Annotated in this window: 23 protein-coding genes and 1 pseudogene; 8 read left to right on the top strand and 16 right to left on the bottom strand. The window is 61.1% G+C overall.

From position 1 onward, the window contains the following. From DSM107133_RS09445 to DSM107133_RS09435, 3 genes are read right to left on the bottom strand one after another with little or no spacing between them, the layout of a single operon-like run. Nucleotides 1-1,353 (bottom strand): cytochrome P450, encoded by a 1,353-nt coding sequence (locus DSM107133_RS09445; protein WP_114292590.1) that lies wholly within the window; start codon nt 1,351-1,353, stop codon nt 1-3. Then, nucleotides 1,350-2,618: a hypothetical protein gene (locus DSM107133_RS09440; RefSeq protein WP_114292589.1), complete on the bottom strand. Its 1,269-nt coding sequence runs from the start codon at nt 2,616-2,618 to the stop codon at nt 1,350-1,352. The genes DSM107133_RS09445 and DSM107133_RS09440 overlap by 4 nt, the downstream gene beginning before the upstream one ends. A 51-nt stretch (nt 2,619-2,669) precedes the next feature. Then, nucleotides 2,670-3,422: a cytochrome c biogenesis protein CcdA gene (locus DSM107133_RS09435; RefSeq protein WP_114292651.1), complete on the bottom strand. Its 753-nt coding sequence runs from the start codon at nt 3,420-3,422 to the stop codon at nt 2,670-2,672. Nucleotides 3,423-3,514: 92 nt separating this feature from the next. Between DSM107133_RS09435 and DSM107133_RS09430 the strand changes: the two genes are divergently transcribed. Continuing rightward, the gene (locus DSM107133_RS09430; protein ID WP_114292588.1) at nt 3,515-3,748 is read left to right on the top strand and encodes a sulfurtransferase TusA family protein; all 234 of its coding nucleotides are present in this window, start codon (nt 3,515-3,517) and stop codon (nt 3,746-3,748) included. Here the strand turns inward: DSM107133_RS09430 and DSM107133_RS09425 are convergent. The 9 genes from DSM107133_RS09425 to purC all read right to left on the bottom strand — a co-directional run bounded on the left by DSM107133_RS09425 (nt 3,745) and on the right by purC (nt 16,206). Continuing rightward, the gene (locus tag DSM107133_RS09425) at nt 3,745-4,953 is read right to left on the bottom strand and encodes an MFS transporter (RefSeq protein WP_114292587.1); all 1,209 of its coding nucleotides are present in this window, start codon (nt 4,951-4,953) and stop codon (nt 3,745-3,747) included. The two genes, DSM107133_RS09430 and DSM107133_RS09425, sit on opposite strands and share 4 nt — an antisense overlap. Before the next feature lie 137 nt (nt 4,954-5,090). Then, nucleotides 5,091-6,350 (bottom strand): SulP family inorganic anion transporter, encoded by a 1,260-nt coding sequence (locus DSM107133_RS09420; protein WP_114292586.1) that lies wholly within the window; start codon nt 6,348-6,350, stop codon nt 5,091-5,093. A gap of 50 nt (nt 6,351-6,400) precedes the next feature. Continuing rightward, nucleotides 6,401-7,528: a Hint domain-containing protein gene (locus DSM107133_RS09415; RefSeq protein ID WP_114292585.1), complete on the bottom strand. Its 1,128-nt coding sequence runs from the start codon at nt 7,526-7,528 to the stop codon at nt 6,401-6,403. A gap of 329 nt (nt 7,529-7,857) precedes the next feature. Next, entirely contained in the window at nt 7,858-10,797 is a 2,940-nt protein-coding gene (locus tag DSM107133_RS09410; protein ID WP_114292584.1) for a ribonuclease E/G, read from the bottom strand. Between the two features lie 505 nt (nt 10,798-11,302). Continuing rightward, nucleotides 11,303-12,643 carry a sigma-54 dependent transcriptional regulator gene (locus DSM107133_RS09405; protein ID WP_028956446.1) on the bottom strand — a complete coding sequence of 447 codons (1,341 nt, stop codon included), beginning with the start codon at nt 12,641-12,643 and terminating at the stop codon, nt 11,303-11,305. 3 nt (nt 12,644-12,646) lie between these two features. Then, a complete protein-coding gene (locus tag DSM107133_RS09400; protein ID WP_114292583.1) occupies nt 12,647-14,416 on the bottom strand; it encodes an ATP-binding protein in 1,770 nt (589 codons plus the stop codon). Nucleotides 14,417-14,454: 38 nt separating this feature from the next. After that, on the bottom strand, nt 14,455-15,123 hold the full coding sequence (gene purQ, locus DSM107133_RS09395; RefSeq protein WP_114292582.1) for a phosphoribosylformylglycinamidine synthase subunit PurQ: 669 nt from the start codon (nt 15,121-15,123) through the stop codon (nt 14,455-14,457). 32 nt (nt 15,124-15,155) lie between these two features. Beyond that, a complete protein-coding gene (gene purS, locus DSM107133_RS09390) occupies nt 15,156-15,386 on the bottom strand; it encodes a phosphoribosylformylglycinamidine synthase subunit PurS (RefSeq protein ID WP_114292581.1) in 231 nt (76 codons plus the stop codon). Nucleotides 15,387-15,444: 58 nt separating this feature from the next. Continuing rightward, the gene (purC, locus tag DSM107133_RS09385) at nt 15,445-16,206 is read right to left on the bottom strand and encodes a phosphoribosylaminoimidazolesuccinocarboxamide synthase (protein WP_114292580.1); all 762 of its coding nucleotides are present in this window, start codon (nt 16,204-16,206) and stop codon (nt 15,445-15,447) included. Between the two features lie 175 nt (nt 16,207-16,381). On the opposite strand from purC, the gene DSM107133_RS09380 reads away from it, so the two are divergent. From DSM107133_RS09380 to bmt, 3 genes and pseudogenes are all read left to right on the top strand, one after another. Further along, nucleotides 16,382-16,702 (top strand): DUF1476 domain-containing protein, encoded by a 321-nt coding sequence (locus DSM107133_RS09380; RefSeq protein WP_114292579.1) that lies wholly within the window; start codon nt 16,382-16,384, stop codon nt 16,700-16,702. Between the two features lie 161 nt (nt 16,703-16,863). Then, a pseudogene (locus DSM107133_RS25055) lies at nt 16,864-18,729 on the top strand (phosphatidylglycerol lysyltransferase domain-containing protein). A gap of 39 nt (nt 18,730-18,768) precedes the next feature. Further along, nucleotides 18,769-19,788 (top strand): betaine--homocysteine S-methyltransferase, encoded by a 1,020-nt coding sequence (gene bmt, locus DSM107133_RS09370; protein WP_114292576.1) that lies wholly within the window; start codon nt 18,769-18,771, stop codon nt 19,786-19,788. Here the strand turns inward: bmt and DSM107133_RS09365 are convergent, their stop codons facing one another. Next, nucleotides 19,789-20,865 carry a PA0069 family radical SAM protein gene (locus DSM107133_RS09365; RefSeq protein WP_114292575.1) on the bottom strand — a complete coding sequence of 359 codons (1,077 nt, stop codon included), beginning with the start codon at nt 20,863-20,865 and terminating at the stop codon, nt 19,789-19,791. It lies immediately after the preceding gene. Nucleotides 20,866-21,066: 201 nt separating this feature from the next. Between DSM107133_RS09365 and DSM107133_RS09360 the strand changes: the two genes are divergently transcribed. Beyond that, on the top strand, nt 21,067-21,765 hold the full coding sequence (locus DSM107133_RS09360) for a B12-binding domain-containing protein (RefSeq protein ID WP_114292574.1): 699 nt from the start codon (nt 21,067-21,069) through the stop codon (nt 21,763-21,765). Between the two features lie 92 nt (nt 21,766-21,857). After that, nucleotides 21,858-22,043 carry a hypothetical protein gene (locus DSM107133_RS09355; protein ID WP_114292573.1) on the top strand — a complete coding sequence of 62 codons (186 nt, stop codon included), beginning with the start codon at nt 21,858-21,860 and terminating at the stop codon, nt 22,041-22,043. A gap of 2 nt (nt 22,044-22,045) precedes the next feature. On the opposite strand, the gene DSM107133_RS09350 is transcribed toward DSM107133_RS09355, so the two are convergent. Beyond that, entirely contained in the window at nt 22,046-22,537 is a 492-nt protein-coding gene (locus DSM107133_RS09350) for a hypothetical protein (RefSeq protein ID WP_114292572.1), read from the bottom strand. Between the two features lie 106 nt (nt 22,538-22,643). On the opposite strand from DSM107133_RS09350, the gene DSM107133_RS09345 reads away from it, so the two are divergent. Then, nucleotides 22,644-23,294, top strand: a complete 651-nt coding sequence (locus tag DSM107133_RS09345) for a DUF1638 domain-containing protein (RefSeq protein WP_114292571.1) — start codon at nt 22,644-22,646, stop codon at nt 23,292-23,294. A gap of 99 nt (nt 23,295-23,393) precedes the next feature. Here the strand turns inward: DSM107133_RS09345 and DSM107133_RS09340 are convergent, their stop codons facing one another. Continuing rightward, a complete protein-coding gene (locus DSM107133_RS09340; RefSeq protein WP_114292570.1) occupies nt 23,394-23,801 on the bottom strand; it encodes a SufE family protein in 408 nt (135 codons plus the stop codon). A gap of 173 nt (nt 23,802-23,974) precedes the next feature. Here DSM107133_RS09340 and DSM107133_RS09335 point away from each other — a divergent pair, with 173 nt between their 5' ends. Then, nucleotides 23,975-24,466: a hypothetical protein gene (locus tag DSM107133_RS09335; RefSeq protein ID WP_243253535.1), complete on the top strand. Its 492-nt coding sequence runs from the start codon at nt 23,975-23,977 to the stop codon at nt 24,464-24,466. A gap of 100 nt (nt 24,467-24,566) precedes the next feature. Here DSM107133_RS09335 and rnd read toward each other — a convergent pair whose 3' ends face one another. Next, nucleotides 24,567-25,727, bottom strand: a complete 1,161-nt coding sequence (gene rnd, locus DSM107133_RS09330) for a ribonuclease D (protein ID WP_114292568.1) — start codon at nt 25,725-25,727, stop codon at nt 24,567-24,569. Nucleotides 25,728-25,771: the final 44 nt, after the last annotated feature.

The raw sequence follows: 25,771 nt of genomic DNA, 5'->3' as shown, positions 1-25,771 counted from the left end.
TCAGCGGCGGGTCAGTATCAGCGCAATACCCCCCTGCGAGCGCACAGTCAGGTGCGCGACCGGCACCGGTGGCGGTGCATCGGTCAGCGTGACACGAAAATCCCGCAGGATGCGCGACAGGATCAGCGGCCCTTCCACCATGGCAAAGCCCGCACCGGTGCACACACGCGCACCTGCAGAAAAAGGCATATAGGCATTGCGCGCGCAGGTCTTGCCATTCTCGGTGTGCCAGCGGTCAGGGTCGAAGTCATCGGGCCGGTCCCACAGCCGTTCGTGCCGGTGCAGGTGCCAGGGGCTGAGCACAAGCTGGCTGCCCCTGGGCACATCGCGGTCGCGGAACTGTTCGGGGCATGCGGCCTCGCGCACCATCATCGGCACGGGCGGGTACAGGCGCAGGGTTTCGCGAAACACGTCCCGCGACAGGCGCAGTTTGGACATAACGGCGAAATCGGCGCGTTCCAGCACCTGTGCCTCGGCGGCCAGCCGGTCCTGCCATTCGGGATACAGCGCCATCAGGTACAGCGCCCAAGCCAGCGCCGAAGCGCTGGTTTCATGGCCTGCAAGGAAGAAGATCGCCACTTGGTCGACCATTTCTTCGGTGTCAAAGGTCTCGCCGGTTTGCGGATCGGCGGTGGTCATGATCTTGGTCGCCAGATCGTCGGGGGCCGTCCCTGCCGTGATCGCCGCCATCCGGTCACGGGTCAGTCGTGTGATCAGATCGCGGATGCGCGTCGCACTGGCACGCGTGGATTTGCGGTGCAGACGCGGCATCCAGCGCGGCAGCGGTATGAAAGCCGCCAGATTCAGGATCGGCTGGCCGCGCTGGTAGCGGCGGAACTCGTCAAAGACCTCTGTGGCGACTTCGTGTTCGATGGGGATCGAAAACAGCGTGCGAAAGATCACGTCGGCGGCGGCGTGACTGGTCTCGGCCTCGATCTCGACCACTTGCCCTGCGCGCTTGTCCAAACGCGTGGCCGCAGCCTCGGCGGCGTCCCACATGGCGGCGAATGTATCGCGCAGCCGGCCGCCCTCAAACGCGGGGTCGATGATGCGGCGCTGGCGTTTCCATGTTTCGCCATTGGTCAGGAACACCGAATTGCCCAAGAGCGGGCGCAACCCTTCGCTGATGCGGTCGGACTTGGGGAAATCATCGGGGCGTTCTTTCAGCACCAGATCAACCAGATCGGGCTGGTTTAACAGATAGGACCGGAAGAAGGGCGTGCGAAATTCAGCCATCCAGGCGCGGTACAGGCGTGCGGGCTGTGCCGACAGCAGGTCACGCCGGAACAGGCGCACATAGCGCCACAGCGAAACCTTGTCCGGTCGGCTCGGGGGTTTGGGTGGTTGGATCATGCGGCCACAGAGGTGTATTTCGACACGGCCGCCACGATGCGCGATTTCGACGGGACGCGGGTGGCGTAGCGTTCGGACAACAGGCGCGGGCCTGCGGTGATCTGGAAATAGTCATAATCACCGGGCCGGTCAAAAGCGCAGAGATACTGGAAATGCAGCCGGAAAAACCGCCAGCGCAGTTCTTGCCAGCGGGCGGGGCTCAGCGTTTGGGTGAACGCAGCCGACAGCACCAGCGGCCAGCGTTGCCCGTCAGGGGCCACACCCGATACTGCCACCGGATCGCACAGCGCAAAGGCACAGCCGTCGCCGGGGGCGGTCACGTCGACCCATGTCAGCGCATCGGTCATGCTGAGAAACCGCAGATCGCCGCGCAGCCGGTGCGCGTCTGGCAGGAACGACACCATCGGCACCACCTGCCCCAGAGACAGGAACGCCAGTTGCGGACCATGTTCGGGCACCCTGCCCGCGCGGATCAGGTCGGACAGGATCGACACCGCCAGATGTGCGCCCGAGGAATGGCCGACGACCAGAACCTCGTCGACGTCGGATTGCAGCGACGCCGCGATGCTGTCGGAAAATACGGCCATGCGCGCCTCAAGCTCGGGCGGATTCGCCCCGCGTGATGCGGCGGAAAACGCATAGTCGTGCATCAGGTAATAGGCAAAGAACTTGCCGTCCTGTTTCTTGAACCACCGCAGCAGCCAGATCGCCGTCCCCAGCGCCAATGCGCCCCACAGGATCAACCGCAGTCCGAAAAGCGGCCCCAACATGTGCGGCCCCATCGCCGCCTGCATCGCCCAGTCCATCGCGCGAAAGCCCCATGTGAACACGGCCCACGCCAGCAGAACCGCCAGCACCAATTGCACCAGCAACATGCCCACCGGATAAAGCGCCGCAATAATCGGCCCCTTGCGCAGCTTCATCAGACGCCCCAAGGCCCCTGTCGAGATATAGACCCAAGCCGTGCGGATAAGTTGCAGATAGGTCGCGGGGATCGACGTGGCCATGCTGTCGCGCACGATGTCGGACCAGACCAGCACTTCGACATCGGCGTCCACCTCCGTGCCATCAATGACCGCATCCACATGCCAGCCGTAATTGCCGTTGAACTTGCGCGGTTTCAGCCCGATCTGGTAGCCGCTGATCTCGGCCTGCGCGCTGCCTTCCTTGCGGTATAACTCGCGGTAGCGGCGCGGGTGAATGGGATCATAGCCGGGGATGTAGAACACCCGACGTCTGGTCACTGTTTTTTGTTGTTCCTGCATCGGGCCTGCGTCCTGCTTTGCACGGCAGTCTAGACAGGTTTTACGCCAGCGTCAGCCCAAAGTGCTGAGAACGGGAAAGGTTTCCAGCAGCCAGAAGCTGAACCAGGTAAACGCGCCGGTGACCAGGGCCAGACCGACGACGACCAACAACCCGCCCATGATCCGCTCGATCAGTTTCATGTGGCGCTTGATGCGGTTCATCAGCCCCATGGCACGCGTGATAAACATCGCGGCCAGCAGGAACGGAATGCCCAAGCCCGCCGCATAGACGCCCAGCAGAACAGTGCCACGGGCCACCGACGCCTCGGAGGCGGCCAGCGACAGGATCGCGCCCAGTTGCGGGCCGATGCAAGGCGTCCAGCCAAAGGCAAAGGCCAGCCCCAGCACATAGGCACCAAAGGACGACCCACCCCGGTCGCCCACATCCAGCCTCGCCTCCTGGTCCAGAAAGGGGATGCGGAAGACACCCAGAAAATGCAGGCCAAAAACGATCACCACGACGCCTGAAATCTTGGAAAACAGCGCCTGATTTTGCAGGAAGAACGCGCCAAAGGCCGAAGCGGTGAACCCCAGCAGCAGGAACACCGTGCTGAGGCCCATGACAAAGAACAGTGCCGCCACCACCGCACGCCGCCGACCCGATGCAACGCTGTCCATATCGTTCAGGGTCACACCGCTCATATAGGCCAGATAGGGTGGCACTATGGGCAGCACACAAGGCGACAGAAAGCTGAAAATACCGGCCACAAGGGCAACCAGCATGGCGGGCAGCAGGGCTGCGTCGATGATCTCTATTCCGTACATGGCTTCGACATAGGCCATTGGCACAGCGCCGTCACGCGGCCTTTGGTCACAACCTTGTGGACAGGTTGAAACAACCCGCCTAAGTCAGGGATATGACTGATGATCCTCACATGCTGGACGCCACGGGGCTGTTGTGCCCCCTGCCCGTTCTCAAGGCCCGCAAACGCCTGCAACCGCTGGCCGTGGGCGATACGCTGACCGTACAGGCGGACGACCCTGCCGCCGTGATCGACATGCCGCATTTCTGCGCCGAGGCGGGGCATGAACTGGTGTCGGCAGATGTTGACGGTGCGGTGCAGGTCTTTGTCATCCGCAAGGGGCGTTAAGCGCGCGCCATCTGCGCGCGGCGTGTCTTGCGCAACAGGGTGCTGACGATGATCAGGTTCAGACCCCCCGCAATCGCCGCCACCGCATAGGCGGCTGTATAATTCCCCATCAGATCGTACAGCGCTCCGCCCTGATAGCCGCCAATCGCGTGGCCGAACCAGCCGAACATCGTGACAATCCCCAATGCCGAGGCGCGCCGCGACGGCGGTATCAGAACCCGCAAGGACACCAGCACGCCCGTCATCACCCCCGCATAGCCAAAGCCGTAGATGATCCCGTAAACGTAAAACATGCTAAGGCTGTCGATGTAGATAAATCCGAAGACCAAGGCCGTCATCCACGCCGTCGCCGTCATATAGGCAGGTACAGCCCCGATCATGTCGGCCAGTTTGCCAAAGGCAAGACGGCCCGCAATCGCCACCAGCAGCATCACAAAGATCACGCTGCCCGCCTGTTCGGCGGCAAAGCCACAGTCCTGGATAAGCGGAACAAGATGCATCAGCGGTGTCGACATGCAGGTACAACACAGGATGATTGCCGCGCTCATGGTGATGATGACGGTGTTGGTCGGCACAAGTGTATTTTCTTCGGCGGCGCTGGCCTGACGCTGGGCCTCGCCGGCAACAGGCGGCTGGCGCAACAAAAGGCTGAGCGGCAGCAAGGTCACCAGCATAAACACGCCCGTGGCCCAAAAAGCGCCGCTGATGCCAAGGGCCTTGATCAAGAAAGACGACACGAAGGGCACCCCGCCCTGTCCCAGGGCCTGCCCCGCCGAGGCAATGCCAATGGCCACGCCGGCACCGACGAAAAACCAGTTGCCAACCGCGGCCATCACCGGCGGAAAAATCGCCGCCGCGCCAAAGAACCCGGCGACAAAGAACAACAGATAGAACTGCCACAAGGATGTCATGAACGCCGCCGCCACATAACACAGACCCAGAACGCTCACGCCGAACATAACCACAGGCCGCGTGCCGTTGCGATCCGCCAGCGGGCCCATGATCAGGCCACCCAGCGCCAGCCCCATGATGCCCGCGAAATTGATCAGCGCAATCTCCCCGCGTGGCCAGCCGAACTGCATTTGCATGGGCACGATAAAAGCCGACATACCGTTCACAATGGCCCCCATCGAAATGGCAAGGATCAGGGCCGAGGCCACTACGATCACCCAACGATAGCGGGGTTGTTGAAGGGTATTGGTCATCGGAGTGCTGCCTTGGTGCGAGGATTGTGAAATGTCTTTATCATGTTTGGGCAGCCGCTCCTAATTGGCAGCACGACCCAAACCACTGAAATTTTGCGAAATTGCCGCTGACAACGTAAGATTAATGGGTCCAGACCCTAACGATCAGGCGGTGTCCAGTCATCGCGTCGCCCCTGACTGCGCAGTCTCAGGGCAAGGCCAACCGTGACACCGACACCGATCGCCACGGTCAGATCCGCAAAAACCGTCAGCACAAGCGTCAACACCAGCAACACGCGGTCTGCGGGGCGTTCTTGCAAATAGCCGCGCCAGCGGTGCGGTTCGCTCATGTTCCAGGCGGTCAGGATCAGCAGTCCGGCAAGTGCCGGCATGGCCAGATAACCCGCCAATGGGGCAACCAACAGCATCACCAACAGGATCGTCAACGCATGCACAATCCCGGCCACCGGCGTTTTGCCACCGGCGCGCACATTGGTTGCGGTGCGCGCAATCGCCCCCGTAGCCGGCAGGCCGCCAAACAGCGACGAGCCGATATTGGCAAAGCCCTGCGCCAGAACCTCTGCATTTGGTCGGTGGTGGCCCCCGATCATCCTGTCGGCCACCATCGCGGACAACAGCGATTCAATCCCTGCAAGGAAGGCGATGACAAAGGCGGACGGCAGCAATTCGATCATCCGTGCGATGCTGATTTCGGGCAGCGCAGGCACCGGCAATGTGTTGGGCAAAGCGCCAAACCGCGAATAGATCGTGTCGACCGGCAGCGCAGTCAACGCCACCAGCGCCGATGTCGCCCCCACAGCAACGATCAACCCCGGAAACTTTGGCGCAAGGCGGCGCAGCGCGACAATCAGGATCATGGTTAATGCGCCAATCCCCAGCGCCACCCCGCTTGTGCTGTCCCGCGCCGCCCAAAGGGTTTCGATCTTGGCCAGAAACTCGGCCGGCACCTGCGCGGTTTGCAGCCCGAACAGATCCTTCAACTGGCTGGTGGCAATGATAATGCCGATGCCGATGGTGAACCCGTTGATCACAGGTTCGGGGACATAGGCCACCAGATTGCCTGCCCTCAGGTATCCGGCGATCAACATGATGATCCCCGCCATAAAGGTCGCCAGAACCAGCCCGTCATAGCCATGTTCGGCAATCACTCCGAAGACGACAACGATAAACGCCCCCGTCGGGCCGCCGATCTGGACACGGCTGCCGCCAAGCGCCGAAATCAGGAAGCCCGCGACAATCGCTGTGACCAGTCCCTTTTCCGGTGCCGCGCCCGAGGCAATGGCGATGGCAAGGCTGAGCGGCAGCGCGATCATTGCCACGGTCACCCCCGCGATCAGATCATCGGTGAATTGGCTGCGGTCATAGGTGGCAAGCGTGGTCAGGATCTTTGGTTTCATGCGCCGAGCTAACGCCCGCGAAACAGCCGTTGCAAGCCCCGAGGCGCGTTTTACCCTGCGTCCAAAGGAACCGCCTGGACGCCGGAACAGGAAACGCTGCGCAGATAGTGCGCCTCGTGCAATGTCAACCCCATGTGGCTTGTGCTGTGGTGCAGGTCTCGAAAATCGGGGAAAATCAGGTTCAACTCTGCCATCGCTTCAGCGCCCAGAACACTAAGGGTGACATTGCCCGCAAACAGGGTTTCCGTGGCGATGCCTTCGGAAAACACCAGATCATGTTCCTCTAGCATCAGGTGCAGATAGTCGGCGCGCAGCATTGGCATACGCACAATCGTTGTCCCATTCACCAGCGCCTTGGCAGGCACCAGAACATCACCCTCGCCAAAGCTCAGCTCGGCCATGCCCGAACGCAGCAGAATACGATGGTTCGGAGATACAAACAGGTCGCGCCGGTTCTCCAGCGCACCCGCCCTGATGCAGATCGGGGCCAGATTACCCAGACCGCAGACCGCGTTCCTGCCGATCCAGCGAATGTCTTGCGCGCCACCGTCCAGCGTCATCACCTGCATACCCACCCTCAAGATCTCGATGGCTTGCGGCCCGTCCGGTGTTTCGATCAGGGTGCCCGCCAGAAAACACACAGGTGCGCTGGGAAGTGCCAGCGTCTGACCGGTTCCGGCATAGGTCGACACGCCCTGAATGTAATGCAAGGTGGTGCCGGGCGGCGGGAATGCACCGTCAAAGGTCACGCCGACGACGCGGGTTGAATACCCCTGCGTGATCGAAACCCCGACCATGCGATACTGGTTGCCGACATCATCGTAGAGTGTCACCTCGTATTCGTTTTCGACGGTCACAGGTGCCGGCGTTTGCCAGCGCACCGTTTCAGAGTTGGGGGTATAGGTGGTGCCGTCAATCGTCACCGGTTGGGTCAGTCTTTGGTCGACAACGTTCGACCCAGAATAGGGATCGTCGCCCAGCACGCCGTCGGCATCGTCAAAGGTGATACCTGTTGTTGTCGATGAGAAGGTAAAGCTGAGATCATGCGGCACGCGCCACGAAAATGCGTCGCCGTTCTGGGCTTCGTTGAGGATACTGCTGTCTATAGGTTTCTGCCCGTGATCGCGTATCACGCTCACGTTGTTTGCAGAGATGATATTGATCGTCTGCTCAGCCATAGCCGACCACCTGCCAATCCCGGTTCACGTTTGTCTTGCCGGATTTTACTGCGCCTTCAAAGGATACAACGCCTCCCTTTAAGCAGGAAGTCTTTTCCTTACATTCAATGGATACGACCACGCTATTTGCAGGGCAACCGGAAATTCAGCCAAGCGAGCCTGACGCGCGAAAGCCACCGGGTGACGGTGGATTTTTGACTGACATTCAATCACATGCCCGTAGAAAGGTGCGAAGGGCGGGAGAAAACCGCGCCGTCGAAATGCACCCCGCAACAAGAAAGGGGCGCAGCCAGTGGCCACGCCCCTTTTGTCATGTCAGCGGATTGGGCCTAGCCACCCAAAGACCACCAGCCCTTGCGCTTGGGCTTGGCGGGGGTGTCTTCGTTCGCAGGTGCAGGTTCCTCGGCTGCGGGTGCAGGCGTGGGTTCAGGTGCCGCCGCGGGTTCTTCTGCCTTGGCCTCTGGCTGTTCAACCTGCGCTTCGGCGACCGGAACATCAACTGCCGGGGCATCGGTCGCTGGAGTCACTGCCGGCTTGCTCTCAGCAACCGGAGCCACAGCCGCCGGAGCTTCGGCAACGGGCGCCTCAGCGACTGCGGGCGCTTCGGGCGTCGCCTCGCCTGCGGGCGCTTCGGTCTGGGCTGCTGCCTCTGCGGCGGCAGCGGCTTCTGCCTTGGCCTTGGCCGAAACCCGCGTGCGCTTGGGCTTTGGCGCGGGCGTTTCAGCGTCGGTGACTTCGGTTTCGGCCGCTTTCGCCTTGGTGGTCTTTGCAGTTGTCGCCTTGGCTGTCGTCTTGGCCTTGGCGGTGGTTGCAGATTTGGCAGCGGTCGTGCGGGTCGACCGTGTGCGCGTCACCTTGGGCTTGGCCGCTGCCTCGGCGTCCTCTGCGGGTGCATCAACTGCGGGGACTTCGGCTGCACTATCGTCAGCAGCTGTCTCGGTCTTCTTCGCGGAAGAACGCGACCGGCTGCGTGTCGATTTCGGCTTGGCCTCGGCACTCTCCTCGGCCTTTGTCGCAGAACCTTCCTCTGGAGCATCTGCCTTGGTCTCGGGCGTCGATGCGGCGTCGGACGTCTCGTCCTGATCGTCATCATCATCACGACCGTTCTCACCGTTCTGGTCCTCGCCTGTCGACGACTTGCTCCTGCGCCGACGACGCCGACGACGACGCTTGGGTTTGGGCTCGCCGTCTTCACCCACTTCTGCGGCGGGATGCGACTGGGGCGCAGGCTGCGCTGCCTTGGCCTCTTGTGCCGCTTCGGCTGCGATGTCTGCCGCTTCGGCAGCTTCGGCTGCGCGGGCGTCCGCCTCGTCGATCTGGTCCATGATGGATGTGTCGACCGAAACCACCTGCGTGGCGGCAGTCACAACGCGCGTGGCGGTCTTGAACTTTTCGATGTTGAAATCAGGGCTGACCAACGCCGGATCACCCTCGATACGCACCGACAGCCCATAGCGCGCTTCGATCTGTGCGATATGTTCGCGTTTCTGGTTCATCAGGAAGTTCGAGATGCCGACAGGGCATTTCACCAGCACTTCGCGCGACCGGCGGCGGGTGCCCTCTTCCTCGATCTGGCGCAGGATCGACAGCGCAAGGTTGTCGTCCGACCGGATCAGACCGGTGCCGTGGCAGGCCTGACACGGCTGCGTTGTCGCCTCGATCATGCCGGGGCGCAGACGCTGGCGCGACATTTCCATCAGGCCAAAGCCCGAAATGCGGCCCACCTGAATGCGCGCGCGGTCGGTCTTCAGCTTGTCCTTCATCATCTTTTCGACGGCGGCATTGTTCTTGCGCTCGTCCATGTCGATAAAGTCGATGACAATCAGCCCCGCAAGGTCGCGCAGACGCAACTGGCGCGCCACTTCGGCGGCGGCCTCAAGGTTGGTCTTGGTCGCGGTCTGCTCGATCGAGCCTTCCTTGGTGGCACGGCCCGAGTTGACGTCAATCGCCACCAGCGCTTCGGTCACACCGATCACGATATAGCCACCCGAAGGCAGTTGAACCGTGGGGTTGAACATGCCCGCCAGATAGCTTTCGACCTGATAGCGGGCGAACAGCGGCAGGCTGTCTTCGTAGCGTTTCACGTTCTTGGCATGGGACGGCATGATCATTTTCATGAAGTCCTTGGCGATGCGATAGCCGCGCTCGCCCTCGACAAACACTTCGTCGATGTCGCGGTTGTACAGATCGCGGATCGAGCGTTTGATCAGGTCGCCCTCTTCGTAGATTTTCGCGGGCGCAATGGATTTCAGCGTCAGCTCGCGGATCTGCTCCCACATACGTTGCAGGTATTCATAGTCGCGTTTGATTTCGGCCTTGGTGCGTTTGGCACCGGCGGTGCGCACGATCAAACCGGCGCCACGGGGCACTTCGATCTCGTTCGCGATCTCTTTCAGCTTCTTGCGGTCAACGGCGTTGGTGATCTTGCGGCTGATGCCACCGCCACGGGCGGTGTTGGGCATCAGGACGCAATAGCGACCGGCCAGCGACAGGTATGTGGTCAACGCTGCACCCTTGTTGCCGCGCTCTTCCTTGACGACCTGAACCAGCAGGATCTGGCGAACCTTGATCACTTCCTGAATCTTGTAGCGTTTGGCGCGGGGTTTGCGCGCGGGGCGAATGTCTTCGCTGTCGTCTTCGTCGGCGACAGATTCGATGCTGTCGTCTTTGTCGGCGGCATCGGCAGCAGTGTCTTCGTCGCCCGCATTATCGTCGTCATCATCATGCGACTGGTCTTCGTCCGCCGCAGGTGTTTCCACCGGCGTTTCGCGCACGGTTTCCATTGGCGACGAGCCTTCGTCCACTGCATCTGCGTCGTCGCTGAGGTCAATGGTTTCCATGCCCCCGACGTCATCGGAAGATGTCACCGCATCATCGCTGTTGGTGTCTTCGGCCTTGGTTGACGACCGGCTGCGCGAACGCGAGCGCGAAGACCGCTTGGGCTTGTCGTCATCTTCATCCTTGGCGCGCTGCGCTTCGGCATAGGCGCGTTCTTCCTCCATCAACGCCTCGCGGTCGGCGATGGGGATCTGATAGTAATCAGGATGGATTTCCGTGAACGCAAGGAAACCGTGGCGGTTGCCGCCGTAATCTACGAACGCCGCCTGAAGCGACGGTTCAACCCGCGTTACCTTGGCGAGATAGATGTTGCCAGCAAGCTGGCGTTTGTTTTCAGATTCAAAATCGAACTCTTCAACTTTGTTTCCGTCGACCACCACAACGCGCGTTTCCTCGGCGTGGGTGGCATCGATAAGCATTTTCTTTGGCATATTGTCCGTTTGCACGTGCGCAGCGCTGCCCCACCCGGGGGTGCGACGGTTCTGGAGACGTGTCTATTTATGGCGAATAGCGACGCGCGGCAGCACCGGCCCATCGGGCCTGCTGCTGTCCTGCTCATGGCATGTGCGCGTGTCATCGCGTTTCTTCTCCGACACGCAGTGACATTTCGTCCTGCGCATCCATTCAAAAGCTGCGCATATGAAGCTCATACCGCCGGCATCTCACAGCCGTTTCCGGCCCAATCGGTCTGTTTCAGGTCGGGGCGTTTTGGCCACCAAACGCTGTCACAGCGAAACTCTCTTCAGGCTCGACGTGTGGATAACGTCAAAAGCCTTCCCTTTAGATAATGCGTTTCACAACACTATTACAATCGCTAACTGATACTGCTGCGTTGCAATCGTCGTTTCAGGGGGCCGAACGCAGTGGTGCAGCGGCCTGCGGGGCCACTGCACCAGTTGGTTGAAACCGTTCTGCGCGAAATTGCTGCGGTGTCGCTCAATTCTGTAGGTAGTCGGACCGTTGCAGGCCGTATTTGGCCATTTTCTCGTTCAACGTCCGCCGTGGCAGGCACAATTCGTCCATGACACTGGCAATCGAGCCCTTGTGGCGGCGCATGGTGTTGTCGATCAGCATCCGTTCAAACGCTTCGACGTATTCTTTCAGCGGCTTGCCTTCGGTGGTCATCACCGGCTGCATTTCCTCGTGGTCGGACATCAGCAGGGATGCGATGGTGCCGGTGCCACGACGCGATTGCAGCACTGCACGTTCGGCGATGTTGATCAGCTGGCGCACGTTGCCGGGCCACGGGGCCTGCAACAGTTGCGCGGCCTCTTGCGCGCTGACGTTGGGTGCTTCGCAGCCGTATTCATCCGCAAACTGTTCGCTCAGACGGGTGAACAACGTCAGGATATCCTCGCCGCGCTGCCGCAGGGGTGGCACGGTGATGCGCAGGGCGGCCAGACGGTAGAACAGATCGGGGCGCAGCGCGTCTTCGCAGGTGCGGCCCGCTTCCTGCATGTTGCAGATGCCGACAATGCGGGTTTCGGCCGGTGTGCCCTGATCGTTGATCGCACTCAGCAGGCGTGCTTGCAGCGGTTCGCTCAGCGCCTCGATGTCTTCCAGCACCAGCGTGCCGCCGCGCGCCTCTTCGATGGCGGGCAGTTGTGCGTCTTCGGGCTGCATCGGGCCGAACAGACGTTTGGCCAGCGCGTCCTCTTCCAGCGCGGAACAGCTGACCAGCACGAACTTCTTGCCCGCGCGGCTGCCCACCGCGTGCAGCGCATGGGCCACCAGCGTCTTGCCGGTGCCGGTCTCGCCGTCGATCAGAACGTGGCCGTCCGCCTGCCCCAGATCAAGAATGTCCTCGCGCAGCCGGTCCATCACCGGGCTTTGCCCGATCAGCTTTTTCATCAGCTGGCTGCCATCCGACAGCTCGCGGCGCAGGGCGCGGTTGTCCATCACCAGACGGCGCGCGCCCGTGGCCTTTTTGGCCAGCTCGCTCATGCGGTCTGGGTTGAACGGCTTTTCAAGAAAATCAAACGCACCGACGCGCATCGCCTCGACCGCCATCGGCACATCGCCGTGGCCGGTGATCATGATCACTGGCAGCGCGCTGTCGTTGCCCATCAGTTTTTTCAGGAACTGCATCCCGTCCATGCCCGGCATCTTGATGTCCGAGATGACGATGCCGGGGTAATCCGGCCCCAGAACCTTCAGCGCATCTTCGGCGCAGGCAAATGTTTCTGTGTCATAGCCCGACAGGGCCAGCCACTGGCTGATGGATTGGCGCATGTCTTGTTCATCATCGACAATCGCGATCTTCATGGCTTGGGTCATTCTTTACTCCGCCGCATGGCTGTTGTTGCTTTCGTCCTCAACGCGCGAGAGGATCGGAAGTTGCATCTCAAAAACGGCGCCGCCGCCTTGGCCGTTGCGCGCCGTCAGTCTACCACCAAGGTCGTTTACAATCCCGGAAGAAATGGCAAGGCCAAGCCCGACCCCGTCGCCGGGCTGTTTGGTGGTGTAGAATGGCTCGAACAATGCGTCCAGATCCTCGATTCCGGGCCCGTTGTCGCGCACCGTCAATGTTGCCGTCTGCCCCGCCGACAAAATAATGTCTACCTGCGGGTTCCGTTCTGATCTGGTGGCGTCGATGGCATTGCGCAAGAGGTTGACCATAACCTGTTCAATCCGCATCCGGTCCCCCATGACACGCACGGGTTCGTCGGGCAGGATGCGGGTGATCTGGACCTGACGCTGACGCAGCTGCGGTTCCATCATCGACAGGCTGGAAGCCAGCGCATTGCCCATATCTACAGGCGAAAGCGAATCTGCGCCCTTGCGGGCATAGGATTTCAGTTGCCGCGTAATTGCCCCCATGCGTTCGATCAAATCGTCGATACGGCCAAAGGACGACAGCGCCTCGTCCTTGCGGTTGCGGGTCAGCAAAAGACGCGCGCCCGCCAGATAGGTTTTCATCGCCGCCAGCGGTTGGTTCAATTCGTGGCTGACCGCTGCCGACATCTCGCCCAGGGCGGCGAGTTTGCTGGATTGTTCCAGCGTCTGTTCGGCCACTGCAAGGGTTTCCTGCACCCGTTCACGTTCGGCGATTTCCCGCTGCAAGCGCGCGTTCAGTGCGCGAAGCTCTGCCGACTCACGTTGGAACAGGGCCATGCGAAAGGCCGTGCGGCGCGACAGGAAATAGAAGGCCAGCGCCAGAAGAATCGCAAATCCCATGATTTCGAGCGCCAGAACACCGTTCACCCGCTCGCGCACCGAAGCATAGGTGGTGAAAGAGGCCATACGCCAGCCACGAAACGGAATACGGGTTTCCAGACGCATCACGCCCTCGCCCTGAATGTAGGCATCCGGGGGCAGCGCGGTCCAGTCGGCGGTGGCCTGAATGGCACGTTGGATGGCGCCTTGCGGAGTCTGGCGGGCCAGCGCTTCGGCTTCGGTGCGGCCACGCCAGCGCGGTTCGGTCGCAAGGATGATCGCGCCGGTGCTGTCGGTCACCAGGACCGCATCTGAAATCCCCGCCCAGGCGCGCTCGAATTTTTGCAGGTCAACCTCGACGGTGATCACGCCCAGCACATCGCCGCCCGATTGCACCCGCCGCGAATAGTTGAATGTGTAGCCACCGGATTCACGGGGGATCACAGAAAAGATGGTGCCCGCCGCGCGTATCGCATCGACAAAATACAGCGCGCTGCTGTGTGATGATCCAAGCCTGTTACGATCTGTGGCCGCGACTGTGCGCCCGTCCTTGTCCAGCAACATCAGCGACGCCGCCCCGATTTCCTCGACAAAGGAAATCAGCCGTTGGGTGGATTGCGAATAGTCCGAAGAATTCAGCGCCCCGATCAGCGTCGGGTCACGCGCCAGCAATTGCGGCACGATGGCGTTCTGGCGCAGTTCCGACAACAGGTTGCCGGAATACAGCGCCAGCCGCAGTTCGGCGCGGTTGCGCGTGGTTTGAGTGAACCGGTCGGTCAGCAGGCTGTTGGTGAACCAGACGGTACACAAGGCCAAAACGAACAATAGCCCCAAAGCGACGCGAACACGCCAGCTGATGGCCTTGTTATTACTGAGAACCCGCGGAACCTGCATAGCAGGCACCTTAATCCTATCCGCGCCTCGCGCTCAAGTCAGGCCGGAGCCAGTGCCCCCATCAACGCGCGGAAAAGCGCCGCACCGTCGGTGCCGCCATGCCCTGCATCCGCTGCCCGCTCGGGATGGGGCATCATGCCCAGCACGCGGCGGTTTTCCGACAGGATACCGGCGATGTCGGCGCGCGCGCCGTTGGGGTTGTCGGTATAGGTAAACGCGATACGGTCCTGATCCTGCAAGGCGGCGATGGTGGCATCATCGGCGTAATAGTTGCCATCATGGTGGGCGATGGGAATGTCGATCACGTCGCCTGCATTGTAGCCTTGGGTAAAGGCGCTGTCGCTGGTCGCAACCTTCAGACCCACGGTCTTGCAGATGTATTTCAGCCCCGCATTGCGCAGCAAGGCGCCGGGCAGGATGCCGGTTTCGGCCAGCACCTGAAAGCCGTTGCAGATGCCGATGGCATAGCCGCCGCGATCCGTATGGGCCTTGAGCGAGTTGCAAATCGGGGAGTTGGCGGCAATCGCGCCACAGCGCAGATAATCGCCAAAGGAAAACCCGCCCGGCACGCCGACGATGTCCACATCGCGGGGCAGTTCGGTGTCTTTGTGCCAGACCATTTGCACATCTGCGCCTGCGGCCTCAAAGGCGACAGCCAGATCGCGGTCGCAGTTCGATCCGGGGAAAACGATGACAGCAGCTTTCATGGGGACGTTCCTTGTCGCAGCGCGGGTGCGCCTTAGCCGATCTCGACCGAATAGGATTCGATCACTGTGTTTGCCAGCAGCTTTTCGCACATGGCGGTCACATCTGCCTCGGTTGCCCCCTCGGCCAGATCCAGTTCGATCACCTTGCCCTGACGCACGCCGTTCACGCCGTCAAAGCCAAGCGCGCCCAATGCATGACGCACCGCCTCGCCTTGCGGGTCCAGAACCCCGTTTTTCAACATCACATGTACCCGAGCTTTCATCGCGCCGTGGTCCTTTTCGTTTTCGTGTCGTTCGTAAAGTCGCAGACCGCCGCCGATCCTAGTTGATCAGCGTCGGTTTGGTGATGGGTGATGCGTTCTTGGGCAGAACTCCCAGCCGCCGCGCCACTTCGGTATAGGCGTCGGTCAGGTTGCCCAGATCGCGGCGGAACACGTCCTTGTCCAGCTTTTGGCCGGTTTCCATATCCCACAGACGGCACGAATCCGGGCTGATTTCGTCCGCAACGATCAGACGCTGGAAATCACCGTCATAAACGCGGCCGATCTCGATTTTGAAATCGACCAGCTTGATCCCCACGGCCAGCATCACGCCGGACATGAAATCGTTGACCCGCAGCGCAAGGCTGAGAATATCATCCATGTCCTGCTGGCTGGCCCAGCCAAAGGCGGCGATATGTTCTTCTGTCACCAGCGGATCACCCAGCGCGTCGTCCTTGTAGCAATATTCGACGATGGGACGCGGCAGTTGTGTCCCCTCTTCGATGCCCAGACGTTTGCTCATCGAGCCTGCGGCATAATTGCGCACGATCACTTCCAGCGGAATAATCTCGCAGGAACGACACAATTGTTCGCGCATGTTGATGCGTTTGATGAAATGCGTCGGCACGCCGATCTGCGCAAGGCCGGTCATGAAGAATTCGCTCAGACGGTTGTTCAACACGCCCTTGCCTTCGATCACGTCCTTTTTCTGGGCGTTGAACGCGGTGGCGTCGTCCTTGAAATATTGTACAATTGTGCCCGGTTCTGGGCCTTCATACAGAATTTTGGCTTTGCCTTCGTAAATCTTTTTGCGCCGCGCCATTGACGTTCCCCTTAGTGTTGACGGGGCCGAGTCCCTGTCACGTTAGCGTCCTCTTAGTGCAAGGGCGGCACAGTCGCAAGGAACACGCGATTCACCGACGTAATCTGAGGACTTGTTTGGCTGTGGAACAGGTCGCATATTCAAAACAGAGACGACTGAAATCAAAGGAACGGCCATGACGACATTTGACGAACGCGAGCACGCTTTTGAATCGAAATTCGCCCATGATGCGGAAATGCAGTTCAAGGCCGAAGCCCGACGCAACAAGCTGCTTGGCCTTTGGGCGGCTGAATTGCTGGGAAAAACCGGCGAAGAAGCCAATGCCTATGCGGTCGAAGTTGTAAAATCCGATTTTGAAGAAGCCGGCGACGAGGATGTGTACCGCAAGGTTTCCTCGGATCTGGGCGACAAGGCCGACGAGGTGACCATTCGCACCAAAATGGTCCAGCTGATGGCCGAAGCCAAGGTCCAGATCATGACCGAAGTCAAAGACTGAACGCGATTTAGGCAACGGGTTTAATCAAACCCTTGTCACAAAGACGGCGTGCAGCCCTGCTGTGCGCCGTTTTCATGTCCGGCGTTAAGTCCTGCGCAATCCTGATCGTCTAACCCCTGTGGCGGGTGCAATCAGGGGGACAGCTCGTGCCACATTTTCTGATGTCGAACGCAACGCTGCAACTGGCCTTGCGCCTGCTGATACCTGTAGCCCTTCTAACTGTGTGTCTGTGGATGCTGGCGCAGAGGCTGGAACCGGGCGCTTCGGGGGCGATCTGGGCCCATGTGGTGCAAGTGCGGCCAACGATCTGGGCGCTTGCGCTGGGGCTAAGCATGGCCAGCCTGTGGGCCGTGGGGCGTTATGACGGCGTTGCCCACCGGCATCTGGGCACGCAGCTGCGCGACCGGCCCGCACGCATCGCCGGCACCGCATCTATTGCGCTGGCCCAAACGCTGGGTGTCGGGGTGATCAGCGGGGCACTGGCACGCTGGCGCCTGCTGGCCGATCTGTCACTTGGCGAAGCCTTGCGGCTCAGCGCTTTTGTCTCGGTGTCGTTTATCGCGGGCTGGGCAGCTGTCACCGCCCTTGCCTGTCTGCTGCTGCCGGCCCCGGACTGGACTTTCTGGCCTGCCCTCGCGGGGCTGGCGGTTGCTGCGGCTGTTGTGGGCCTGCAATTCTTCTGCCCCGTTCTGCGCCTGCGCAGTCGGCAGGTACATCTGCCCACCCTGCCCGCGTCAGGTGCAATCCTGCTGTGGACGGCGGTTGATACGGTCTGTGCGGCCGGCGCGCTCTATGTCCTGCTGCCCGCTGGGGCCGATGTCAGCCCGGCCCAATTCCTGCCGCTGTTCCTGCTGGCGCTTGGCACGGCTTTGATTTCGAACACACCGGGGGGCGTTGGCCCGTTCGAGCTGATGATGCTGGGACTGATGCCGCATTTGCCTGCCGCCGATGTGCTGGGCAGTATCGTGGCCTTTCGTCTGATCTATTATGCGCTGCCGGCACTGCTGGCCGCTGTTGCACTGGCGCGCCCTTTGAAGAACACAAGGACAATTCCGCCCGCGCCTGTCCCTCTTGCGGTATCTGCCGCATGGCCTGCCGAATTGGGCGTGATGCGCCAGAACGGTGCGCAGGCCGTGTCCCGTCACGGCGCAACACTCGCCCTTTGGCCGACGGCGCAAACCCTGACCGCCCTTGGCGACCCGCTTGCGGGCCGTACTGAAACGGGGCTGAACACCCTGCGCTGCCTTGCCCGCAGTCAAAGCCGCCTGCCCGCATTGTACAAATGCGGCGCGCGCACGGCGGCAACGGCCCGGCGTGCCGGTTGGGCGGTCATGCACATCGCGGATGAGGCGCTGATTGCGACCGACCGCTATGACACCAGCCGTCCCGCCTTTCGCCGCCTGCGGCGCAAGTTGCGCGCCGCTGAAAAATCAGGTGTCGTTGTCAGCTATACCCGCGCCTTGCCACTGGCCGAGATGGCCCGCGTCGATGCTGCATAGCAGGCCAGCCATGGACGCGCGCGGGGCGGCACCATGGGCCAGTTCGAAACCGGATATGTCGGCACCCAACACTGTTTTCTGGCCCATGTGCACGGCCGCCTTGTGGGCTATGTGACCTTTCACAGCGGCCTTGACGACTGGTGCCTTGATCTGGTGCGCCATGTCGATGACCTGCCTGACGGCAGCATGTTCGCGCTGGTCGATGCCGCCATCTGTGCCGCCCGCGCGACCGGCATCGCACAGGTCAGCCTTGCGGCGATACCGGCCTGCCCGAAGTCGTCCGGCCGCCTGTGGCACTGGATCGGGACGCAAATGGTGGCCCGAGGCGGCGGTTCAGGCCTGCGCCAGTTCAAATCCTGCTTTTCCCCGCGTTGGCAACCGGCCTATGCTGCCGCCCCGAACTGGCCTGTTTTGGCACTGGCACTGGCCGATATCACGCGCGCCGTCCACCTGCCCGCCAAGCCCGTCGCGGCCAAAGCTCATGATCGTGATGAGAATTATGAGGTGGCCAGCCGCCGCACTTCGTGACAAATGAAGCGGTAACGCGCGCGCGAGGAAGGCCCCAAGATGACAAATTTACTGAGCAAACTGCTTGAAACCCACGACACCTTGCTGGCGGATGGTGCCACGGGCACAAATCTGTTCAACATGGGGCTGATGTCCGGCGACGCCCCCGAGATGTGGAACGAGGAACACCCCGACCGGATCACCACGCTGTATCGCGGTGCGGTTGAGGCGGGATCGGATATTTTCCTGACCAACTCTTTCGGGGCCAATGCCTCGCGTCTGAAACTGCACGGTGCCGAAAAACGCGCCCACGCCCTGTCACGCATTTCCGCCGAGATTGCCCGCGAAGTGGCCGACACCGCAGGCCGCCCCGTCGTTGTGGCGGGTTCTGTCGGCCCGACGGGCGAGATCATGGAGCCTGTCGGCGCGCTAAGCCACGCCGTTGCGGTCGAGATGTTCCATGAAACCGCTGACGGGCTGAAAGCAGGCGGTGCCGATGTCGGCTGGCTCGAAACCATTTCCGCCCCCGAGGAATATCGCGCCGCAGCCGAAGGCTTCGCGCTGGCCGGTCTGGACTGGTGCGGCACCATGAGCTTTGACACCGCTGGGCGCACCATGATGGGCCTGACCAGCGAAGGCATGGTGGAACTGGTGCAGGAACTGGAAAACGCACCGATGGCGTTCGGCGCCAACTGCGGCACCGGCTCGTCCGACCTGCTGCGCACCGTGCTGGGCTTTGTCGCCGCCGGCCCCACTCGCCCGATCATTGCCAAAGGCAACGCGGGCATTCCCAAATACCACGACGGCCACATCCACTATGATGGCACGCCCGACCTGATGGCCGATTACGCCGTGATGGCGCGCAACTGTGGCGCGCGGATTATTGGCGGCTGCTGCGGCACCATGCCCGACCACCTGCGCGCCATGCGCGAGGCGCTGGACACACGGCCCAAGGGCGACGCGCCGCTGTTGGAAGAGATCGTCGCCAAGCTGGGCGCGTTTTCCTCAGAGAACGACGGCACCGGCGACCAGTCCGACGCACCGCAACGCCGCAGCCGCAACCGGCGCAGCCGGACGTAGTCAGAACAACGACATCTGCGCCCCCGGCAACACCGGGGGCCGGAACAGATCGCAGCGCATCGGCGTGCCTGCGGTTTGCAGACCCAACCGCTTGACCGCCACCCTGAACCGCTGCGCCACCATCTCGGCATAGGGTCCGGTGCCGCGCATCCGTTGCCCCCAGCGGGAATCATAATCTGCCCCGCCGTGCATCTCGCGCAGTCGCGCCATGATCCGCCCCGCACGGTCGGGATAATGCTGCGCCAGCCACTCCTGCACCAGCGGCGACACCTCGCGCGGCAGGCGCAGCATGATCCAGCTGGCCGAGCGCGCACCTGCGTCCTTGCCCGCGGCCAGAATGGCCTCAAGCTCGGGATCACTCAGCGCGGGAATCATGGGCGAGGCCATGACCCGCACCGGAATGCCCGCCTGCGCCAGCCGCCGGATCGTCGCCAGCCGCCGCTTCGGAGCAGGCACCCGCGGCTCCATCAACCGCGACAGGCGCGCGTCCAGCGTGGTGACGGAAATGCCCACACGCACCAGCCCCCGCCGCGCCATGTCCGACAGGATGTCGATGTCGCGTTCGATCAGCGTGCCCTTGGTCACGATGGCCACCGGGTGTTCCGCATCCGACAACACCTGCAAACAGGCCCGCGTGATACCGTGTTCCCGCTCGATCGGCTGATAGGGATCTGTGTTCGTCCCCATCGCAATCGGCGCCACCTTGTAACGCTTTGCCGCCAGTTCACGCAGTAACACTTGCGGCGCATCGGGGCGCGCGATCAGCCGGGTTTCGAAATCCAGCCCCGGCGACAGGCCCAGATAAGCATGGCTGGGCCGCGCGAAACAATAGACACAGCCATGTTCGCAACCGCGATAAACGTTGATCGACCGGTCAAACGGCAGATCGGGCGATTTGTTATAGGTGATGATGCTGCGCGGCACCTCGACACTGACCTCGGTGCGCAGCGGTGGCAAGTCATTGTCCGCATCCCAGCCGTCATCCTCCTCGGTCCGGCTGAGGCGATCAAAGCGGCTGACGTCGTTGCTGGAAGAGCCGCGCCCGAGGGCCCGCATGGCATAGGTTTGACGTGACATGGCAGCACACTAGAACAAATGCAGAACAAAGTACCAGTGCAAAAGACACTTTACCGTTTCATGCTTGACATATAGGTCGCTTTCACAACCTCTAAGTCGCACATCGCGCGGCGTGTGTCGTAATTTTGACAGTCACCCTTGGGCTTTGTGTCATTACAGGCGAAACTGCAACCGATTGCGGACTGGAATAAAGGATTTCCCATGTCAGACGAAGACGATATCATCCTGTCGGAACTGGACGACGAAGAACTGGTTCAACAGATGTTCGACGACCTTTATGACGGTCTCAAAGAAGAGATCGAAGAAGGTGTGAACATCCTGCTGGAACGCAAGTGGGAACCCTATGACATCCTGACCAAAGCGCTGGTGGGTGGCATGACCATCGTCGGCGCCGACTTCCGCGACGGCATCCTGTTCGTTCCCGAAGTGCTTCTGGCCGCCAATGCGATGAAGGGTGGCATGTTCATTCTCAAGCCGCTACTGGCCGAAACCGGCGCACCGCGCGTTGGCAAGATGGTGATCGGCACGGTCAAAGGCGACATTCACGACATCGGCAAGAACCTTGTCGGCATGATGATGGAAGGCGCAGGCTTTGAAGTGGTCGATCTGGGCATCAACAACCCGGTTGAAACCTACATGGAAGCGCTGGAAACCGAAGGCCCCGACATTCTGGGCATGTCCGCCTTGCTGACAACAACAATGCCCTACATGAAAGTCGTGATCGACACGCTGGTCGAACAGGGCAAGCGCGAAGATTATATCGTGCTGGTGGGCGGTGCCCCCCTGAACGAGGAATTCGGCAAGGCCATCGGTGCCGATGCCTATTGCCGTGACGCGGCCGTGGCCGTCGAAACCGCCAAGGATTTCATGGGCCGCAAGCACAACAGCGCCAACGCCTGATACCCTTCTGTCTGAACGACCAAGCCCCGCCCCCTCCGGCGGGGCTTTTCTTTTGGCGCGCGCATCCCCAGATAAAGGTCAAAGGAGTGCCCATGCCATTTAACCGCCTTATCCTGATCCTTGCCGTCGTGATCGCCGCCGCCGCCGTCACCGTGTGGCTGGGCATGCTGGCCTCCGCTGCCTTCAGCCTGCCTCAGGCAGCCACAGCCCTGGTCTCTCTGGCTTTGCTGGCCTTTGTGCTGGTCCGGCTGCTGCGCGACCGGACCAAGGACCCTTAGGATCAGACCCTGGAGCGGGTCAGCCAGACCATCACCGCCACCATGACGATGCCATACAGAACGTGTCCCACCAGCGCGACCCAGGTGATCCCGGTGAAGTTCAGGAAAAACGGCAGACCTGCGATTGCCGTGATCCCGCCAATGGCAAAGACCCACAGGCCGAAACCATAGACCGCGGCGGGCACGATCCAAGGCAGGCCGCGCCCGATCACCCGATCCCAGACCGGCTTGAAGATGAACAACCAGCCCACGGGATAACCGATCAGACCCACCAGATAGAAATGCATGAAATAGCCCGCAAAATCCCCGTTCGGCAGCCCCAGAGCGCCAAACAGGCTTTTGGCCAACCCGTGTGGTGACAGGTTCGCAAAACCCAGACCGGGGCTAATCACCTGCCCCCACAGATCAAAGGCCATCGTTGCGAAACAACCAGAAATAAACATCAGCCCCAACGTGGCCGTGTTCACAGCGGCTTTTTGAGAGTAAATTGACATTGTGTTTCATCCTTGTCTGAAATGTCGTATCTGACAGCTTCACTAAGGCTGCATATGTGTCACCATGCAATGACGGTGACATGCCCTACACGCATTGGTTAGAATTGTGACAAACCCCGTCGACACCCTTCCCGACCTTGACCAGCTGACCGAAGAGGGCCTCGTCCCCGTCGGCACAGGCCGCATCCTGCTGATCGCCTGCGGTGCATTGGCGCGCGAAATCCTTGACCTGAAAAAGGCAAACGGCTGGACACATATGGATCTGACCTGTCTGCCTGCGAAATATCACCTTTACCCCGACAAGATCACGGACGCCGTGCGTGAAAGCGTTGCCAAACATCGCGATGCCTATGACAGCATCTTTGTCGTCTATGCTGATTGCGGAACCGGCGGCCAGTTGCAAGCCGCCTGCACCGAGATGGGCGTCGAGATGGTTCCCGGGCCGCACTGTTATAGCTTTTTTGAAGGAAATGAACGTTTTACGAAGCAAAGTGAAAGTGAAATCACAACTTTCTACCTGACCGATTTTCTGGTCCGTCAGTTCGAGTCTTTCATCATCAAACCGATGGGTCTGGACCGGCATCCGCAACTTCGAGACATGTATTTCGGCAATTACGAAAAACTGGTCTATCAGGCACAAACCGAAGATCCCGCCCTGACCGAAAAAGCCCGCGCCGCCGCCGACCGCCTGGGGCTGGCATTCGAACGCCGCTACACAGGCTACGGCGACCTGACCGCCCAGCTTGCCAAGCTCTAGGTTTCTTTTGGCCCTGAATATCCCGGGGGTCCGGGGGCAGCGCCCCCGATCTTTGCATGCTCACGCCACGCGATCACCCCGCGCGATCACGCCACGCGCCTACGCCGCCTTTGCGACCTGCCTGATCCGTTCGATCATCGCCCGCAACCCGTTCGAACGTTGCGCCGAAAGGTGGTCATTCAACCCAAGCCGCTCCAGCTCGCCCCGCGCATCCACGTCCAGAACCGCGCTTACCGGCACATCGTTGTACAGCTTGCGCAGCACCGCGATCAGACCGTTCACGATCATCGCATCGCTTTCACCGTCAAACCGGAACACCCCGCTCTCGATCTGCGGATGCAGCCAGACCTGGCTGGCACAGCCGTCCACCTTGGTTGCAGGCACTTTCAGCGCCGCGTCCAGCGGCTCCATCGCCTTGCCCTGTTCGATGACATAGCGATACCGGTCTTCCCAATCTTCAAGAAACTCGAAATCCTCAACAATTTCTTCAAAGGCAGCTTGAGCCATGAAAATACCTCTCTGATTGCAGCACGGAGGTAAGACGCCTCTGGCCAAAGGTCCACCCCCCGCGCATGATGCTTTTCAACACGCTTTTCAATACGGGCCTGATGGGCTAACACAGGCCAAACAACAGGCAGTCTGATATGCGTCTCACAGTTTCCGCTCTTTTGATCTCGTCCATGACTCTTGGCGGATGTGCTGCCGTCCGTGACAGCCGCGTCAATCCGTTCAACTGGTTTGGCAATTCACGGTCGGAAACGGTCACGACGGCCCCCAAGGCAAATACCAACCCGCTGATTCCCACCGGTGGAACCGGCCTGTTTCAACGCAAGCGTGCCGAGCAACAGGTGTATCAGGGTCAACCGATTGACACCGTGTCCGATCTGGTGATCGAACGGGTGCCGGGTGGTGCAATCATCCGCGCTTCGGGTGTGTCGCCCGCGCAAGGGTTGTACGAGGTTCAACTTACGCCGGAGAATGATGACGACGAAGCGGTGGACGGCGTCTTGTCCTACCGGCTGGAAGGCCGCCTGCCCGCGAATGCGCGCCCCGGTGGCTCGGAAGCGACGCGCACTGTGACCGCCGCCCATGCGGTGACAGAGCAGCAATTGCGTGGCGTGCACACCATTCGCGTGGTCGGTGCGCGCAATGCGCGGACGTCGCGCCGCTAGATTCCGACCCGCTTGGGGGCGCTGCCCCCGCCCTTCTCGGGCTCCCCCGGGATATTTTCAGCCAAAAGAAACGGGCAGAGTGGCGCGCCATGGCGCGGGATCAATCCAGCTCAACGACCTTGACGTTCTGACCTTTGGCCGCCAGGGCGATTTTGCCGTCACACAGACGCAGCGCATCGTTGCCAAAGACCTCTTTGCGCCAGCCGCTCAGCGCCTGCACATCACGCATCCCCGCCGCAATCGCATCCAGATCGGCCGCAGGCGCGATCAGCTTGGCGGCGACGCCCGCGCTTTCGGTTTTCGCCTTCAGCAACACCCGCAACAGATCGGCCAGCGCCGGGTTGACTTGCAGCTTTTCACGGCTGTTGTCGGGTTTGGGCAGCCTGTCGGCGGCCATGTTCACGCCACGTTTGACCGCCTCAAGGATACCATCGGCAATGTCGCCCCGGCGTGCTTCGCGCAGCAGCAGACGGGCGCGGTTCAGCTCTTCGAGGTTTTGCGGCTTGTTGCTGGCCAGTTCGACCAGCGCATCGTCCTTGTAGACGCGGTTGCGCGGGATGTTGCGTTCCTGTGCATAGGTTTCGCGGAATGCGGCCAGTTCGCGCACGATGCCCAGAAAACGCGCGCTGTTGGTGCGGGTCTTGACCCGTTTCCACGCCTGATCCGGGGCCACGGTATAGGTGTCGGGTGACAGCAGGATTTGCAGTTCTTCCTCGACCCACGCGCTGCGGCCTGTTTCCTCGAGCCGTGCGGCCAGAAATTCATAGATCTGGCGCAGGTGGGTGACATCGGCCAGCGCATAGGTTTTCTGTGCATCGGTCAACGGACGGCGGGACCAGTCGGTAAAGCGCGAGGTCTTGTCCAGCGGCGCCTTGGCGATCTTGCGCACAAGGGTTTCGTATCCGACCTGTTCGCCAAAACCGCAGACCATCGCGGCGACCTGCGTATCGAACAGCGGCTTGGGGAAAACACCCGCATCGACGAAGAAGATTTCCAGATCCTGACGCGCGGCGTGAAAGACCTTGACCACAGATGTGTCGCGGAACAGCTCGTACAGCGGCTCCAGCGACAGGCCTTCGGCCAGCGGGTCCACCAGAACGGCGCCGCTGTCGTCCGTGCCGGGCATGGCAAGCTGCACAAGACACAGTTTCGAGTAATAGGTCCGTTCGCGCAGGAACTCTGTATCGACAGTCACATAAGGGTGTTTTGCGGCCTCTTCACAGTAGGCTGCAAGCTCTTCGGTCGTCGTCAGTGTTCTCATTGTGGGGTCTTAACCTTATGTGTCCGGGCTGCGCGCGTTCGATC

Source organism: Pseudosulfitobacter sp. DSM 107133, from assembly GCF_022788695.1.
GTDB lineage: Bacteria > Pseudomonadota > Alphaproteobacteria > Rhodobacterales > Rhodobacteraceae > Pseudosulfitobacter.
The sequence above is the reverse complement of the archived record's forward strand: the minus strand, read 5'-3'. Positions and strand labels throughout refer to the sequence as shown.

Bases quoted from the DNA above. Each gene is read 5' to 3' on its own strand.
- DSM107133_RS09445 (WP_114292590.1), bottom strand. From the start codon at position 1,353: ATGATCCAACCACCCAAACCCCCGAGCCGACCGGACAAGGTTTCGCTG.
- DSM107133_RS09440 (WP_114292589.1), bottom strand. From the start codon at position 2,618: ATGCAGGAACAACAAAAAACAGTGACCAGACGTCGGGTGTTCTACATC.
- DSM107133_RS09435 (WP_114292651.1), bottom strand. From the start codon at position 3,422: ATGTACGGAATAGAGATCATCGACGCAGCCCTGCTGCCCGCCATGCTG.
- DSM107133_RS09430 (WP_114292588.1), top strand. From the start codon at position 3,515: ATGACTGATGATCCTCACATGCTGGACGCCACGGGGCTGTTGTGCCCC.
- DSM107133_RS09425 (WP_114292587.1), bottom strand. From the start codon at position 4,953: ATGACCAATACCCTTCAACAACCCCGCTATCGTTGGGTGATCGTAGTG.
- DSM107133_RS09420 (WP_114292586.1), bottom strand. From the start codon at position 6,350: ATGAAACCAAAGATCCTGACCACGCTTGCCACCTATGACCGCAGCCAA.
- DSM107133_RS09415 (WP_114292585.1), bottom strand. From the start codon at position 7,528: ATGGCTGAGCAGACGATCAATATCATCTCTGCAAACAACGTGAGCGTG.
- DSM107133_RS09410 (WP_114292584.1), bottom strand. From the start codon at position 10,797: ATGCCAAAGAAAATGCTTATCGATGCCACCCACGCCGAGGAAACGCGC.
- DSM107133_RS09405 (WP_028956446.1), bottom strand. From the start codon at position 12,643: ATGACCCAAGCCATGAAGATCGCGATTGTCGATGATGAACAAGACATG.
- DSM107133_RS09400 (WP_114292583.1), bottom strand. From the start codon at position 14,416: ATGCAGGTTCCGCGGGTTCTCAGTAATAACAAGGCCATCAGCTGGCGT.
- purQ (WP_114292582.1), bottom strand. From the start codon at position 15,123: ATGAAAGCTGCTGTCATCGTTTTCCCCGGATCGAACTGCGACCGCGAT.
- purS (WP_114292581.1), bottom strand. From the start codon at position 15,386: ATGAAAGCTCGGGTACATGTGATGTTGAAAAACGGGGTTCTGGACCCG.
- purC (WP_114292580.1), bottom strand. From the start codon at position 16,206: ATGGCGCGGCGCAAAAAGATTTACGAAGGCAAAGCCAAAATTCTGTAT.
- DSM107133_RS09380 (WP_114292579.1), top strand. From the start codon at position 16,382: ATGACGACATTTGACGAACGCGAGCACGCTTTTGAATCGAAATTCGCC.
- bmt (WP_114292576.1), top strand. From the start codon at position 18,769: ATGACAAATTTACTGAGCAAACTGCTTGAAACCCACGACACCTTGCTG.
- DSM107133_RS09365 (WP_114292575.1), bottom strand. From the start codon at position 20,865: ATGTCACGTCAAACCTATGCCATGCGGGCCCTCGGGCGCGGCTCTTCC.
- DSM107133_RS09360 (WP_114292574.1), top strand. From the start codon at position 21,067: ATGTCAGACGAAGACGATATCATCCTGTCGGAACTGGACGACGAAGAA.
- DSM107133_RS09355 (WP_114292573.1), top strand. From the start codon at position 21,858: ATGCCATTTAACCGCCTTATCCTGATCCTTGCCGTCGTGATCGCCGCC.
- DSM107133_RS09350 (WP_114292572.1), bottom strand. From the start codon at position 22,537: ATGTCAATTTACTCTCAAAAAGCCGCTGTGAACACGGCCACGTTGGGG.
- DSM107133_RS09340 (WP_114292570.1), bottom strand. From the start codon at position 23,801: ATGGCTCAAGCTGCCTTTGAAGAAATTGTTGAGGATTTCGAGTTTCTT.
- DSM107133_RS09335 (WP_243253535.1), top strand. From the start codon at position 23,975: ATGACTCTTGGCGGATGTGCTGCCGTCCGTGACAGCCGCGTCAATCCG.
- rnd (WP_114292568.1), bottom strand. From the start codon at position 25,727: ATGAGAACACTGACGACGACCGAAGAGCTTGCAGCCTACTGTGAAGAG.